The sequence below is a fragment of the Prescottella equi genome, assembly GCF_002094305.1.
In the GTDB taxonomy this organism is placed as follows: domain Bacteria; phylum Actinomycetota; class Actinomycetes; order Mycobacteriales; family Mycobacteriaceae; genus Prescottella; species Prescottella equi.
The window spans coordinates 33,549-47,339 of sequence record NZ_LWTX01000002.1 but is presented as its reverse complement, the minus strand read 5'-3'; the positions used below and the strand labels follow the sequence as shown (position 1 = coordinate 47,339).

The following is a 13,791-nucleotide window of genomic DNA, read 5'->3' as shown; positions in this document are numbered from 1 at the left end:
CTCACAGGGGAAGTGTCGTGTCGGTGAGCTTTTCGGCCACCGCCCAGAGCGACGGCGCCAGATCCTCGCCCCGGGAGCTGCGAGGTGGGTCGTACCGCCGGGTGGGCCCGACGAGTGCCATCCGGCCACCCGGTCCGTAGTAGCCGCCCTGGACGGCGTCAGGGCTGGTCGCGGCGAACAGGATCGGCTCGACGCCCGCACGGACGTCCTGCGACGGCAGCATTGTGCGGTCGTTGCCGGAGAACATGCCGTGGCGGGGCCGCTCGCGCCCGAGGCTCGCACCGGCGGTCTGGAGATTGGTTCGGGTGTAACCGGGGTGAGCGTAGGTGCTCAGCAGGTGCCAGCCGAGTTCGTCGGCCACCCGTGCCAACTGTTGCGCCATGAGCATATCGGCGAGCTTGGACTGCGCGTAGCTCAATGCCGGGCTGTACCGGTGCCGCGACTGCAGGTCCCGAAAGTTGATCCGGCCGTAGTGCGCCGTGCCGCTCGTCATCGTCGCGACCCGCGGCATGGCGGCGTCCAGCAGTAGGGGTAGCAGCAGGTTGGTGAGGGCGAACGGGCCGAGGAAATTGGAGCCGAACTGCAGCTCGAACCCGTCCACCGTCTCGAACCTGCGCGGCGGCGACATGACGCCGGCATTGTTGATCAGCAGATCGAGCGGTCGACCGTCGTCGAGGAGACCGGCGGCGAACTCCCGCACGGAGCCGAGGTCGGCCAGGTCGATCCGGCGGATCTCGAGTTGCGCGTCGGGGTTCTCGTGCATGATCTCGGCGCACGCCGACTCGCCCCTGGCGGGTGTCCGCACGGCCATCACGACGTGTGCGCCCGCCGCGGCCAGCCGCCGGGTGGCTTCCTTGCCGATGCCGCTGTTGGCGCCGGTGACGACGACGTACCGGCCCGTGATGTCGGGAACCTGATACATGGAACCCCCTCGGCGATCGGCGACACGCGGGTTCGTTCGCGTCCCAATCTACCGCCGGTGGAGCCGACTACCGGCCGGATGTCACCGCTTCGTCGTACGCTCGCGACCGCCGGCCGATGAGTTCTCGGCGCGGTCGCGGTCTATCCCACCGAACACGATGCGGAACACGACGACCGGAAGGATCTCGACCATGCAGACGATCACCCCGTGCCTGTGGTTCGACACCGAAGGCGAGGAGGCCGCGACCTTCTACGTCTCGCTGTTCGAGAACTCCAGGATTCTGAACATCTCCCGGTACGGGCCGGGCATGCACCGGCCGGAGGGGCTGGCGTTGACGGTGGAGTTCGAGCTGAACGGCCAGAAGTTCACCGCTCTCAACGGCGGGCCGGAGTTCCCGTTCACCGAGGCTGTGTCGTTTCAGGTGAGCTGCGCCGACCAGGCCGAGGTCGACGAGTACTGGAACCGGTTGACCGCCGACGGCGGCCAGGAGAGCCGGTGCGGCTGGTTGAAGGACCGGTGGGGCGTGTCGTGGCAGATCGTCCCGGAGACCCTGGCGTCGTATATCGGCGGACCGGACCCGGCAGCCGCGCAGCGCGCGACACAGGCGATGATGCAGATGCGCAAGCTCGACATCGACGTCATTCGTGAGGCGTACGAGAACCCCTGACGGTTTGGCCGCGCCTGGTCGGTGAGGTTCGCTGTGCGTCATGGGATTCACGCGCGACCAACTCGAGGCCTTCCGGGACGCGGAGGTGCCGGACCTGATCGGCCCAGGCTGCCGGCTGCTCTTCGTGGGCATCAACCCGGGCCTGTGGACCGCGGCCACCGGCGCGCACTTCGCCCGGCCCGGGAACCGTTTCTACCCGGCGTTGCTGCGGGCCGGCATCGTCGACCGCCCCATCGACCCCACCACCGGCATGTCCGACGAGGACCGCAGCCTGCTCGTAGCCCGCGGGATCGGGATAACGAACATCGCCCACCGTGCGACCGCCCGCGCCGACGAGCTCACCGCAGAGGAGCTGCAGACGGGCGGTGTCCGCCTGCGTGAGACGGTTGCCCGGGTGCGACCGCGGGTGGTGGCGGTAGCCGGGATCACCGCGTACCGCACAGCTTTCGGAATGCGGAAGGCGGTGGCAGGACGTCAGCCCGAGGGTTTCAAGGGCGCCGCGCTGTGGGTGGTGCCGAATCCGAGCGGTCTCAACGCGCACGACACCGTGGACTCCCTCGCCCGGGCGTACCGGGCCGCCGCGGTCGACGCGGGCGTCGTGTCGGACTGACTACGCGCCCGGTCGCCCGCTCGGCCCTCTCGTTCCGGCCGTGCGACGGCCGTGGACGCGGCACACTCGAAGGGTGGCGGACAACGGTGCGGCACTCCCGCTCTTCGCGTCGGATCCGGTCGCGGCAGCGATCCTGGCCGTCGCCTTCCTCGCCGTCGTGCTGTCCGAACTGTGGATCGGCCGGACGCACCCGGGCGCCGGGTCCCACCGGGACGGCTGGACCGGGGCGGCCGTGGGACTGGGCCTGTTGGTGGCGTACGTCGGCGGTGCGACGGTCGGCGTGCTGGTGTCGGCGACCGTGATCACCGACGGCGCCTGGTGGCTCTTCGGGGCGGGCATCGCGGTGGCCGCTGCGGGCCAGGTGCTGCGCCTGCGGGCCGTTCACGAACTCGGTGCCTCGTTCACGTTCCAGGTCCAGACCGTGGAGGGGCAGCACGTCGTGGACACCGGCCTCTACCGCCGGATCCGGCATCCTTCGTACACGGGTGCGCTGATCTGTGCGCTCGGGTTCACTGTCGCCTACACGAATTGGCTTGCGCCGCTGACCGTACTGGGTCTGGCGGCTGCGTACGTCGTGCGCATCCCGCACGAGGAGCGGGTGCTCGTCGAGGGGCTGGGCGACCCGTACCGGCAGTACATGCACCGCACACGACGATTGATCCCCTTCGTACTGTGATGCTCGGCGGGGCCGCATCTACTATCTACGTACATAGGTAGTAGGTTGGGTGTCGTGTGGATGCCGGGATGGAGAAACGGTCGGGCGATCGCTGCTGCGGGGCTGGTCGCGATGCTGCTGTCGGGATGCGCCACCGGGACGGACGCCGTCGCACAGGGCGGGACGTTCGACTTCGTCGCGCCCGGCGGTCAGATGGACATCTTCTACGACCCGCCCGAATCGAGAGGAACGATCGGGAACCTCGCGGGCCCGGAACTGATCACCGATCAGCAGGTCGGCGTCGCGGACTTCCCCGGGCAGGTTGTGGTGATCAACCTGTGGGGTCAGTGGTGCGCGCCGTGCCGCGCCGAGGCGGACGACCTCGAACGCGTCTACCAGGCGACCAGGGGGAGCGGTGTGCAGTTCCTCGGGATCAACGTACGAGATCCCCAGCGGGACAAGGCCCAGGACTTCGCGGTCGACTTCGGGCTCACCTACCCGTCGATCTACGACCCGCCGATGCGCTCACTGCTGGCGCTCGGCGGAAAGTACCCGACGAGTGTCATCCCGTCGACGATCGTCCTCGACCGGCAGCACCGCGTCGCCGCGGTGTTCCTGCGCGAGCTGCTCGACGTGGACCTCCAGCCCGTGGTCGAGCGGATCGCGGCCGAATGACGCGGGCGGGCGCGGTCACATCGTGAGCACCATGCGATACCGCGCGCGTCCTTCGTCCATTGCGGCGTACGCGTCCGCGGCCTCGGCGAGCGGGCGCTCCTCGATCTGAGCACGCACGCCGGTCAGGACCGCGAACTGCATCGTCTCCTCGACGTCGCGAGCGGTGCCCGACGGGTGTCCGGTCACGCTGACGCCGGGCGTGATCAGCTGCATCGGGCTGATCGGCAGTGGGTCGGGCGTGACACCCACGACGACCAGTTCGCCCAGCGGGGTCAGTCCGCCGATCGTGTCGGCCATGGCCTTCGAGTTCGCGGCGGTCGCCAGAATCGCCGACACGCCCCCGAGGGACTGCAAGGCCGCAGCGACGTCGCCGGCTGTGGAATCCACATAATGGTGGGCGCCGAACCGGCGTGCGTCGTCCCGCTTTTCGGAGCCGCGTGCGATGGCGACCGTCTCGAATCCCATCGCGCGGGCGAACTGGACTCCGAGGTGTCCGAGTCCGCCGACGCCCAGGACGGCGACGCGGTCACCGGGCCGCGCCCGAGTCTTGCGTAGCGCGTCGAACGTCGTGACCCCGGCGCAGCTCATCGGTGCGGCCTCCGCGAACGTGAGGCCCTCCGGGATCCGGGCGAGCGCGTTGGCCGGCGCCGTCACCGACTCGGCGTAGCCGCCGGGATACTGCCAGCTGGGTACCTGCATCCGCTCGCAGTGGATGAAGGTGCCCTTCCGGCACGGGACGCACTCGTTGCAGTGGCCGCCGAACCAGCCGACCGCCACCCGGTCGCCGACCGCGAACTCGTCGACGCCGTCGCCGAGTTCGGCTACAGTCCCGGCGATCTCGTGTCCGGGAGTCAGTGGCCAGGACATTCCGGGGAATCCGCCGTTGACGAACCCGTGATCGGTACCGCAGACGCCGCATGCGGCGACCGCGATGCGGACGTGGTCGCGATCGGGGTGCGTCGTCTCGACGTCGGCGAGTGTCAGTGGTTCACCGGGGGACTGGACGTGTACTGCTCGATGTGTCGGCATCGGCACCTCGCTCCGGGTGTGGCGGTCGGCGGTCCGTGTTCCAGTCAAACCCGCAGGGACGGACCGTGGCAAGGGCCCGCGGCGCACGCGGCAAAAACGACGAAAGGCCCGGTAGAGCGAATGCTCTACCGGGCCTTCGGTATTCGGGACGGCCGTCAGCTCACAGGCCGGGGCGCTTGCCGATCGTCAGCGTGACTTCGCCGGTGTGGGCGAAGAAATCGTTGCCCTTGTCGTCGACGACGATGAACGCCGGGAAATCTTCGACGTCGATCTTCCAGACCGCCTCCATGCCGAGCTCTTCGTACTCGACGATCTCGACGTTCTTGATGCAGTCCAGCGCCAGACGTGCCGCCGGGCCGCCGATCGAGCCGAGGTAGAAGCCGCCGTGCGTGTTGCACGCGTCGGTGACCTGCTTGGACCGGTTGCCCTTGGCGAGCATGATCATCGATCCGCCCGCAGCCTGGAACTGTTCGACGTACGAGTCCATCCGGCCCGCGGTGGTGGGTCCGAAGGAGCCCGACGCCATCCCGTCCGGGGTCTTGGCCGGTCCGGCGTAGTACACCGGGTGATCCTTGAGGTACTGCGGCATCTCCTCGCCGGCGTCCAGGCGCTCCTTGATCTTCGCGTGCGCGATGTCGCGCGCGACGACCAGCGGGCCTGTCAGCGACAGACGGGTCTTGACCGGGTGCTTGGACAGCTCGGCCAGGATCTCCGGCATCGGGCGGGTGAGGTCGATCTTGACCGCGGCACCCTTGCCGGTACCCGAGACGCCGTCGGTTTCCGTGTCGAGCTGGGTGTCGGTGACCTCGGGAAGGAACTGGCCCGGGTTGAACTCGAGCTGCTCGAGGAAGACGCCCTCGGGGGTGATCTTCGCCTTGGCCTGGCGGTCGGCCGAGCACGAGACGGCGATCGCGACGGGCAGCGAGGCGCCGTGGCGGGGGAGACGGATGACGCGGACGTCGTGGCAGAAGTACTTGCCGCCGAACTGTGCGCCGATGCCGATCTTCTGGGTGAGCTCGAAGACCTTCTTCTCGAGCTCGTGGTCACGGAAGCCGCGCCCGGTGATTGCGCCCTCGGTGGGCAGCTCGTCCAGGTAGTGCGCGGACGCGTACTTGGCTGTCTTGAGCGCGAACTCGGCGGAGGTGCCGCCGACGACGATCGCCAGGTGGTACGGCGGGCAGGCCGCAGTGCCCAGCGAACGGATTTTGGCCTCGAGGAACTGCATCATCGAGTCCGGGTTCAGGATGGCCTTCGTCTCCTGGTACAGGTACGACTTGTTGGCCGATCCGCCGCCCTTGGCCATGAACAGGAACTTGTAGGAGTTCTCGTGGCCCTTCGCGGTATCCGCGTACAGCTCGATCTGCGCGGGCAGGTTGTTGCCCGTGTTCTTCTCCTCCCACATGGTGATGGGAGCGTTCTGCGAGTAGCGCAGGTTCAGCTTGGTGTAGGCGTCGTACACGCCACGGGCGATCGACTCCTCGTCGTCGCCCGGAGTGAGCACCTGCTGGCCGCGCTTGCCCATGACGATCGCGGTGCCGGTGTCCTGGCACATCGGCAGCACGCCCGCGGCGGAGATGTTGGCGTTCTTCAGGAGGTCCAACGCGACGAACTTGTCGTTGCCCGACGCCTCGGGATCGTCGAGGATGCTCGCGACCTGCTTCAGGTGGTCCGTGCGCAGGTAGTGCGAGATGTCGTGCAGTGCGGTCTCGGTGAGCAGCCGCAGGGCCTCTGGTTCGACCTTCAGGAACGTGCGGCCGTCCGGTCCTTCGACGGTCGACACGCCCTCGGTGGTGAGCAGCCGGTACTCGGTGGGGTCTTCACCGATCGGCAGCAGGTCCTCGTAGAGGAATTCCGGCATCGTTTCTCCTGAACACGGGCTGTTGAGTTCGGTTCCAGGCTAACGGCGGGCATTCGCCGCTCCGAATCGGGGCAGCGTGTGAACACGTCGAATCGGGGGTAGTCCCAGTGCAGTGTGCGAAAGCTCACCGGCCGCGCAGCAGTGGAGGGCGTACGCTGAATTGGATAACGGGCAGATAACGGTATGTCGTCTGTCGGTATCGGGTAGATCGGACGGACGGGGCCCCTCACCGTATGAACATCGCTACAGCCAACGCCGACACCGTGTCGACCACGGGCATTCACCGCATCCGCGCCGCGCACGCCTGGCTGGATGTCGTCGTCGTCGTCGCCGTCCTGGTCTCGACCAATCTGGTCGCGCACTTCACCACGGTCTGGGCGAGTATCGCGACGGTTCCGATCGCCGCGGTCGTCCTGGTCGGGCTCACCCGTCGTCGCGGACTCGGCTGGGCGGAACTGGGGTTGTCGCCGCGACACTGGCGCAAGGGCACGGTCTATGCGCTCGCGTGTGTGGGGTTGGTGCTCGCCGTCGTGGCTGTCGGCATCGCGCTGCCGTTCACCCGGCAGTTCTTCATGGCGGATCGCTACGCGACCGTCTCCGGCGCCCTCATCGCCTCGATGATCGTCATTCCGCTGCAGACCGTGATCCCCGAGGAGCTCGCGTTCCGTGGCGTGCTGCAGGGCACCCTGTCGCGTGTCTCCGGGGCACGTGGTGTCTTCGCTGCCGGATCGCTGCTCTTCGGGCTGTGGCACATCGCCTCGTCGCTGGGACTCACGACGGGCAATCGCGGTCTCACCGGGATCCTCGGCGGCGGGCTGATGGGGCAGATCCTCGGCATCGCCGGCGCGGTCGCTGCCACCGCCGCGGCCGGATTCGTCTTCACATGGCTCCGTAGTCGCAGTGGCAGCCTGCTCGCCCCGATCGCGTTGCACTGGTCGCTCAACGGCATCGGCGCACTCGCTGCCGCTCTCGTCTGGCACGCCTCCCTGGCCTGACCCGGCCCTGGTTTCGACGGCTCGTTCCGCCCCGGCGGAGCGAGCCGTCCGTCTTCTGTGCCACCAGATTTGCCGACAGTCTGGACTGTTTGTAAGTTTCCCGATAATGTCCGACATGTGACCCAAGGCACAGCAACTACTTCTCGCACGCAGGCAGAACGCAGTGCCGCGACCCGCGGAAAGCTCCTCGACGCCACCATCGAACTGCTCGTGGAGGTGGGCTACGCCGGCACCAGCAGTCAGGCCGTGACGAAGCGCGCCGGAGTGTCGCGGGGCGCCCAGCTGCACCAGTTCCCCACCAAGGAATCGCTGGTCGTGGCCGCGGTCGGCCATCTGGTGGACAGGCGCCTGGCCGAGCTGCTGCGTTCACGCCCCGATCCCGACCGCGGGCTCGAGACGCTCTGCGAGGCGTTCACCGGCCCGCTCTTCTATGCGGCCCTCGAACTCTGGGTCGCCGCCCGCACCGATCCCGGCCTGCACGAAGCGATGATTCCGCTCGAGCGCAAGGTCGGAGACGCGCTGCGTCTCGGATTCGCCGAGATCGTCGGCGACCGCATGAGCGCGGACGCCGTCGATCTCAGTATCGAGATCGCCAGGGGGCTGGCGGTCTCCGCCCTGTTCCGCACTCCCGAAGCCGACCGGCAGTTGCGTGATCGTCTGCTGCCCGTCTGGAAAGCGATGGTGACGCAGTGAAAACCGGACGGACCACCCTGCCCGCTCACGTCCACACCCTGATCGTGGGTGCAGGCTTCGGCGGTATCGGCCTCGCCGCCACCCTTCTCCGCGAGGACCCCGCGGCGGACCTACTCGTGATCGAGCGTGCCGACGACGTCGGCGGCACCTGGCGGGACAACACCTACCCGGGCTGCGCCTGCGACGTACCCAGCGCCCTGTACTCCTACTCGTTCGCTCCGGAGCCGGACTGGCGATACGCCTACGGCAAGCAGCCCGAGATCCACGCCTACCTGCGGCGCGTGGCCGATCAGACCGGTGTGGCCGACCGGACGGTGACCGGATGTGAACTGGTGGAAGCGCATTGGGATGCCCACGGCAGGCAGTGGCGGGTCCGCACCGGGCGGGGGGATCTCACCGCGACCGTTCTCGTCGCCGCCACGGGCGCGCTCTCCGCGCCGAAGCTTCCGGACGTGCCGGGCGTCGAATCCTTCACCGGTACAACCTTCCACTCGGCGACGTGGGACCACGGCTACGACCTCGCCGGAAAGAGGGTCGCGGTGATCGGTACGGGGGCGTCGGCGATCCAGTTCGTTCCCGAGATCGTCGATCGGGTCGAGCACCTCACGTTGTTCCAGCGGACGGCGTCGTGGGTGCTGCCCAAGCACGACCGCGCCGTCTCGCGCATCGAACGCGCCCTGTTCCGCGCGTTCCCGTCCACCCAGAAGCTCGTGCGCGGCGCGGTGTACGCCCAGAAGGAGGGCTACGTCGTCGGTATGGCGCACCAACTCTGGCTACTGCGCTTGTTCCAGCGTCGCGCCGAGGCGTATCTGCGCGCGCAGGTGCCGGACGACGGCCTGCGAGCCGCGTTGACGCCGGCGTTCACCATCACGTGCAAGCGGATTCTGCTCTCCAACGACTGGCTGCGGACACTCACGCGCCGCGACGTGACCGTGGTGTCGTCGGGCCTGACCGCTGTCACCGAGACCGCAGTGTTCGACGACGCGGGCAACGAGTATCCGGTCGACGCAATCATCTTCGCCACCGGCTTCACCCCCACCGAGCCGCCCGTCGCGCGGCACGTCCGGGGAGCGGACGGTCGCACGCTGGCCGAACATTGGTCGGGGAGCCCGTCGGCGCATCTCGGCACGACGGTGCACGGGTTCCCGAATCTGTTCCTCATGTACGGGCCCAACACCAACCTCGGACACAGCTCGATCGTGTACATGCTCGAGTCGCAGGCCACCTACATCGCCGACGCACTGCGGGTGATGCGGGACGAACGGGCCGCGACCGTCGAGGTCACCGGGGACGCGCAGCGGCGCTACAACGACGGACTGGATCCGCAGCTGGCGCGCACCGTCTGGAACGCCGGTGGCTGCGACAGCTGGTACCTGGACGCCAGCGGACGCAACTCGGTGATGTGGCCCACGTACACGTGGCGGTTCCGCAGGCGCACGAGGCGGTTCGACCGGGAGAACTACCGACTGACCACCGCGGGCGAGGGCCGCCGGGCGACCGAGGACACGGGGGCGCGCGCATGACGCACTACGACGTGGTGGTGATCGGTTCGGGCTTCGGCGGGAGCGTCGCCGCCCTGCGCCTCACCGAGAAGGGGTATCGCGTCGGTGTCCTGGAGGCCGGACGGCGCTTCGCGGACGACGAACTGCCGCAGACGTCGTGGCGGCTGCGGCGGTACCTGTGGGCGCCGTGGCTCGGCTGCTACGGCGTGCAACGGATGCATCTGCTTCCGGACGTCCTCGTGATGGCCGGTGCCGGTGTGGGTGGTGGGTCCCTCAACTACGCCAACACGCTCTACCGGCCTCCGGCCGCATTCTTCCGCGAATCCCCGTGGGGTCACATCACCGATTGGGAGCGTGAACTCGCGCCCTACTACGAGCAGGCCGAACGAATGCTCGGCGTCCGGGAGAACCCGACCTTCACCGCCGCCGACGAGGTGATGCGTTCGGTCGCAGAGGAACTGGGCGTCGGGCAGACGTTCTCATCCACGCCGGTAGGGGTGTTCTTCGGTGAACCCGGCGCACGTGTCCCGGACCCCTTCTTCGGCGGTGCCGGCCCGGACCGGACCGGTTGCACAGAGTGCGGAAGCTGCATGACCGGGTGCCGCGTCGGAGCCAAGAACACCCTCGTGAAGAACTACCTGTACCTCGCCGAACGCGCCGGAGCGACCATCCACCCCATGACCACGGTGGAGGAGGTGCGCCCGCGCGCCGGCGGTGGCTACACGGTCACCGGCCGCGTCACGGGCGGGATTCGGAGACCGCGCGCCACGTTCACCGCCGACCAGGTCGTCGTCGCCGCAGGCACCTACGGGACCGCCCGACTGCTGTTGTCCATGCGCGATCGTGGCCTACTTCCGAAGCTGTCGCCCCGACTGGGCGCCGTGGTGCGGACGAATTCGGAAGCGGTGCTCGCTGCGGCCGCGAGAACGCGGTCGGTGGACTTCACGCACGGGGTGGCCATCACGTCCTCGTTCCATCCCGACGATCACACCCATATCGAGCCCGTTCGATACGGCAAGGGCAGCAACGTGATCGGGTTGCTGCAGGCGCTTCTCACCGACGGTGGCGGACGCGTGCCCCGACCGCTGAGGGCAGTGGGAGTGGCGCTGCGGAACCCGGGCGCCTTCCTGCGGACGCTGTCGGTGCGGCACTGGTCCGAGCGCACGGTGATCGCACTGGTCATGCAGACCGACGACAACTCGCTCGAGCTCGCCGGCAAGAAGGGTCTGTTCGGCCGGCGCAGACTCACCAGCCGTCCGGGTCCGGGGGCGCCACCACCCGAGTGGATCCCGGTGGGGCACGAGGTCATCCGCCGCGTGGCCGAGCGGATCGGGGGCGACGCGGGCGGGTCACTGCTCGATCTGGTGAACATCCCGATGACGGCGCACTTCCTCGGCGGTTGCACCATCGGGGACAGTGCCGCGACCGGCGTGGTCGACCCGTACCTGCGGGCGTACGGGCACGAGGGGCTCCACGTCGTGGACGGTTCGGTCGTCAGCGCGAACCTCGGCGTCAACCCGTCGCTGACGATCACCGCGCAGGCCGAACGTGCGATGGCTCTGTGGCCCAACAAGGGCGAGAACGACTCTCGTCCCGACCTCGACGCGCCGTACGAGGCGGTCGCGCCGGTTGTCCCGGCGCACCCCACCGTGCCGCCGGAGGCGCCGGGCGCGCTGCGTCTGCCCGTGTCCCCGGTGAGCCATTCGTCCGCAGCCGGGGATCGCCACGAGAGAGGGGAACGTCCGTGTGGAGCGTGACTGAGAGCGAACACCTCCGGCAGGACTGGCCGATCAGTCCGCCGCCGCCGTGGCCGGCGAAGGTCCGGGCCACCCTGTGGTGGCATCGCGCGACGCCCGAAGCGGCATCGTTCGGGCCGGGGGGCCGCGCACTGCCCGTCACACTCGCGATGATGGTCGACTACCTCGAGTCGCCGGTCGGTCCGTACCGCGAGATCCTTGCCAGTCCCGTTCTCCGTGCGCCGTCCCTTCGCGCCGGTGTCCTTCCGTCGATGGCGGTCCCGTTCATCGCAGTCGACTCCGAACCGTCGGTCCACGGCGGACGAGAGCACTGGCATCTGCCGAAGGTGCTCGCCACTTTCGACGGGGATGTCACGGGCACGTTCACCGCGAGCGCCGACGGTTGGGAAGTGCGGACCACAGCGCGATCATTCGGGCCCTCGTTACCGATCGTGGGTGCGCTCGGGTTCGCGCAGCCGTTGCCGGACGGCGGTGTCGCACGGGCTCGCGCACGGCTGCGCGGAAGGTTCCGTGGTGCGCGGGTCGCGGTGGACGCCACCGGCCCCACGCTCGGACAGTGGATGCGGCCGGGGCCGCACCCTGGGATCGTCATCGAATCCGGCGTGATGAGCACCGGACCGGCACGCGTGACGCGCGGGTGACGGGGCGATTCACAGCACCGTCACGGCGCCGGCAGACTGACCGCGGAACGCAGCCAGCGTGTCGGCCTGCTCCTCGATCGCGGCCTTGGTCCGCGCCGGCAGTTTCTCCCACGCGGTCACCTCCACTGACAGCTTCTTCCCCGAAGTGCGCGGCCGCCACAGGCCGACGATCTCGCCACCGACGGCGACGGCGCCGGGGCGGCCGAGCGTGGGCCACAGCGCTTTTCGATTGTCCTCATCGGGTACGAGTAGTTCGCGATCCTTCAGTTGCAGGTACGGGTCGAACGGCCCGAGTAGGCGAACCGAAGCGTCGGCGGGCGGCCCGAGGAGCGCATCGAGGCTTTCGGTCAGGATCCACCTCGGGGTGCCGTCGACCGACACTTCGGTGACGTCGGACGGCCAGTGCGCCTTGACGTCCTTCACCGGGGCGTCGATGTACGACGCGGTTGCCTTGGGATCGGTCGGACCGAAGAACCGCAGGTAGCCGCGGATCACGTCGAAGCGGGCGTCGGCCTCCGCGGCGGTGCGTGCGTAAGGCTTGCCCCGCCATCCGGGGATCCGTTCGAGCACCGGCGGTGAGGTCTCGGGCCGCAGTTCCAGACCGGCCTGCAGCGCCGCGAGCCGAAACGGCATCTCGTACATGTGCGTCGCATTGCACGGACGGCAGAAGCGCAGGTAGGGCTCGTCCATTCGCGCCGTGAGTGCCGACGACATCTCGCCCTTCACGGTGGGCTGCCGGACGATGTCGCGCATCTCGGCAGCCACCGTCCGAAGCGCGTCGAAGGTCGGTATCCCCGCGGCCTTCAGCGGACGGTTGGCGTCGAAGATGCGCTTGGCGGCGTCCGCGTCGGACAGTGGAGCGGTGGCGACCGCGACCGCCGACAGGTCCGCGCGCCGGTACCGGTGTGGTGCTCCGCGCAGTGTCCAGGCGAGTGCGAGGTCGTCCGAGGTGCCCGGCGGCGTGCCCCGCAGGTGGAGCGCCCACGCCGCGCCGTCGGGACCGGTGTTCTGGATCCCGAGATCGAGAAGGTCGCAGTCGGTGGGGTTCTGCGCGGAACCGGGGGGACGATCGAGTTGCTGGACATGCCACCGGTACGAGAGCACCTGCGCGCGGGTCACTTCCACGGTCATAGCGGTGAGTGTAAGGGCGGTCTCGGACAAACGCGCACGGACACTAGACTGCGAGTATGGAAACCGAACCCGGCGAGAAGCCGTCCCTGCGCGCGTTACAGAAGCAGCGGAGCCGGGCACACCTGCTGGACACCGCAGCGCGGCTGATCGGCGAGCGGGGATTTCGCGAGACGACCATCGACGACATCGCCAAGGCGGCCGGCGCGAGCCGTGCCACGCTGTACTCGTACTTTCCGAGCAAGGACGCCATCGCCCACGAGATCGTCGTCGAGGTCTGGGACCGCGCCGAGGCGCTGTACCGCGATTTCGGTGGTTTGGACGACTGGTCGCGACCGACGATCCGTGCCTGGGTGGGGCGCGTCGTCGAGGCGTGGGAGGCGAGCGGAGACAGGCTCCGCGTCCAGTCGGCCGGGGTGGTCCGGTTCGACGACTTCTACCTCGGCTACCACCGCCGCTTCGTCGCGGCGCTCACTGCGAACACTGTGTTGTGGAGGCGGTTCGACGCCGCCGACGTCGAGCGGCGCGCGCTGTTGCTCATCAGTGGGCTCGAGCTGTTCCTCAACACGTGGATGGTGCGCGGGTGGCGTGTCGATCGCGACGGCGCGATCGACACGCTCACCGACGTCTGGTGCGCGGCACTGCGGTCGGAGTAGCGC

14 protein-coding genes are annotated in these 13,791 nt (G+C 68.7%); 10 read left to right on the top strand and 4 right to left on the bottom strand.

What is annotated here, in order from left to right:
• Position 1: 1 nt before the first annotated feature.
• On the bottom strand, positions 2-922 hold the full coding sequence (locus tag A6I89_RS05795) for an SDR family oxidoreductase (protein ID WP_005514586.1): 921 nt from the start codon (positions 920-922) through the stop codon (positions 2-4).
• A 190-nt stretch (positions 923-1,112) separates the two neighbouring features.
• Between A6I89_RS05795 and A6I89_RS05790 the strand changes: the two genes are divergently transcribed.
• From A6I89_RS05790 to A6I89_RS05775, 4 genes are all read left to right on the top strand, one after another.
• The gene (locus tag A6I89_RS05790) at positions 1,113-1,589 is read left to right on the top strand and encodes a VOC family protein (RefSeq protein ID WP_022594763.1); all 477 of its coding nucleotides are present in this window, start codon (positions 1,113-1,115) and stop codon (positions 1,587-1,589) included.
• A 40-nt stretch (positions 1,590-1,629) separates the two neighbouring features.
• Positions 1,630-2,199, top strand: a complete 570-nt coding sequence (locus A6I89_RS05785; protein ID WP_022594764.1) for a mismatch-specific DNA-glycosylase — start codon at positions 1,630-1,632, stop codon at positions 2,197-2,199.
• Between the two features lie 73 nt (positions 2,200-2,272).
• A complete protein-coding gene (locus A6I89_RS05780; RefSeq protein ID WP_005514581.1) occupies positions 2,273-2,875 on the top strand; it encodes a methyltransferase family protein in 603 nt (200 codons plus the stop codon).
• Positions 2,876-2,935: 60 nt separating this feature from the next.
• A complete protein-coding gene (locus A6I89_RS05775; RefSeq protein ID WP_044990685.1) occupies positions 2,936-3,529 on the top strand; it encodes a TlpA disulfide reductase family protein in 594 nt (197 codons plus the stop codon).
• Positions 3,530-3,544: 15 nt separating this feature from the next.
• Here the strand turns inward: A6I89_RS05775 and A6I89_RS05770 are convergent, their stop codons facing one another.
• Both A6I89_RS05770 and A6I89_RS05765 read right to left on the bottom strand, forming a co-directional pair.
• Complete coding sequence (locus A6I89_RS05770) at positions 3,545-4,558, bottom strand: alcohol dehydrogenase catalytic domain-containing protein (protein WP_005514579.1); 1,014 nt, start codon at positions 4,556-4,558, stop codon at positions 3,545-3,547.
• Positions 4,559-4,718: 160 nt separating this feature from the next.
• Positions 4,719-6,416 (bottom strand): fumarate hydratase, encoded by a 1,698-nt coding sequence (locus A6I89_RS05765; protein ID WP_022594766.1) that lies wholly within the window; start codon positions 6,414-6,416, stop codon positions 4,719-4,721.
• A 233-nt stretch (positions 6,417-6,649) separates the two neighbouring features.
• On the opposite strand from A6I89_RS05765, the gene A6I89_RS05760 reads away from it, so the two are divergent.
• From A6I89_RS05760 to A6I89_RS05740, 5 genes are all read left to right on the top strand, one after another.
• Positions 6,650-7,411, top strand: coding sequence for a CPBP family intramembrane glutamic endopeptidase (locus A6I89_RS05760; protein ID WP_005514577.1), 762 nt, complete (start codon positions 6,650-6,652; stop codon positions 7,409-7,411).
• 117 nt (positions 7,412-7,528) lie between these two features.
• Positions 7,529-8,104: a TetR/AcrR family transcriptional regulator gene (locus A6I89_RS05755; protein ID WP_041674028.1), complete on the top strand. Its 576-nt coding sequence runs from the start codon at positions 7,529-7,531 to the stop codon at positions 8,102-8,104.
• Positions 8,101-9,627 carry a flavin-containing monooxygenase gene (locus A6I89_RS05750; protein WP_022594768.1) on the top strand — a complete coding sequence of 509 codons (1,527 nt, stop codon included), beginning with the start codon at positions 8,101-8,103 and terminating at the stop codon, positions 9,625-9,627. The genes A6I89_RS05755 and A6I89_RS05750 overlap by 4 nt, the downstream gene beginning before the upstream one ends.
• On the top strand, positions 9,624-11,363 hold the full coding sequence (locus tag A6I89_RS05745; RefSeq protein WP_022594769.1) for an FAD-dependent oxidoreductase: 1,740 nt from the start codon (positions 9,624-9,626) through the stop codon (positions 11,361-11,363). Before A6I89_RS05750 ends, A6I89_RS05745 begins: the two co-directional genes overlap by 4 nt.
• Positions 11,351-12,004 (top strand): hypothetical protein, encoded by a 654-nt coding sequence (locus A6I89_RS05740; RefSeq protein ID WP_005514573.1) that lies wholly within the window; start codon positions 11,351-11,353, stop codon positions 12,002-12,004. The genes A6I89_RS05745 and A6I89_RS05740 overlap by 13 nt, the downstream gene beginning before the upstream one ends.
• Positions 12,005-12,013: 9 nt before the next feature.
• Here A6I89_RS05740 and A6I89_RS05735 read toward each other — a convergent pair whose 3' ends face one another.
• Positions 12,014-13,135, bottom strand: coding sequence for a winged helix DNA-binding domain-containing protein (locus A6I89_RS05735; protein ID WP_022594770.1), 1,122 nt, complete (start codon positions 13,133-13,135; stop codon positions 12,014-12,016).
• A 56-nt stretch (positions 13,136-13,191) separates the two neighbouring features.
• Here A6I89_RS05735 and A6I89_RS05730 point away from each other — a divergent pair, with 56 nt between their 5' ends.
• The gene (locus tag A6I89_RS05730; RefSeq protein ID WP_022594771.1) at positions 13,192-13,788 is read left to right on the top strand and encodes a TetR/AcrR family transcriptional regulator; all 597 of its coding nucleotides are present in this window, start codon (positions 13,192-13,194) and stop codon (positions 13,786-13,788) included.
• Positions 13,789-13,791: the final 3 nt, after the last annotated feature.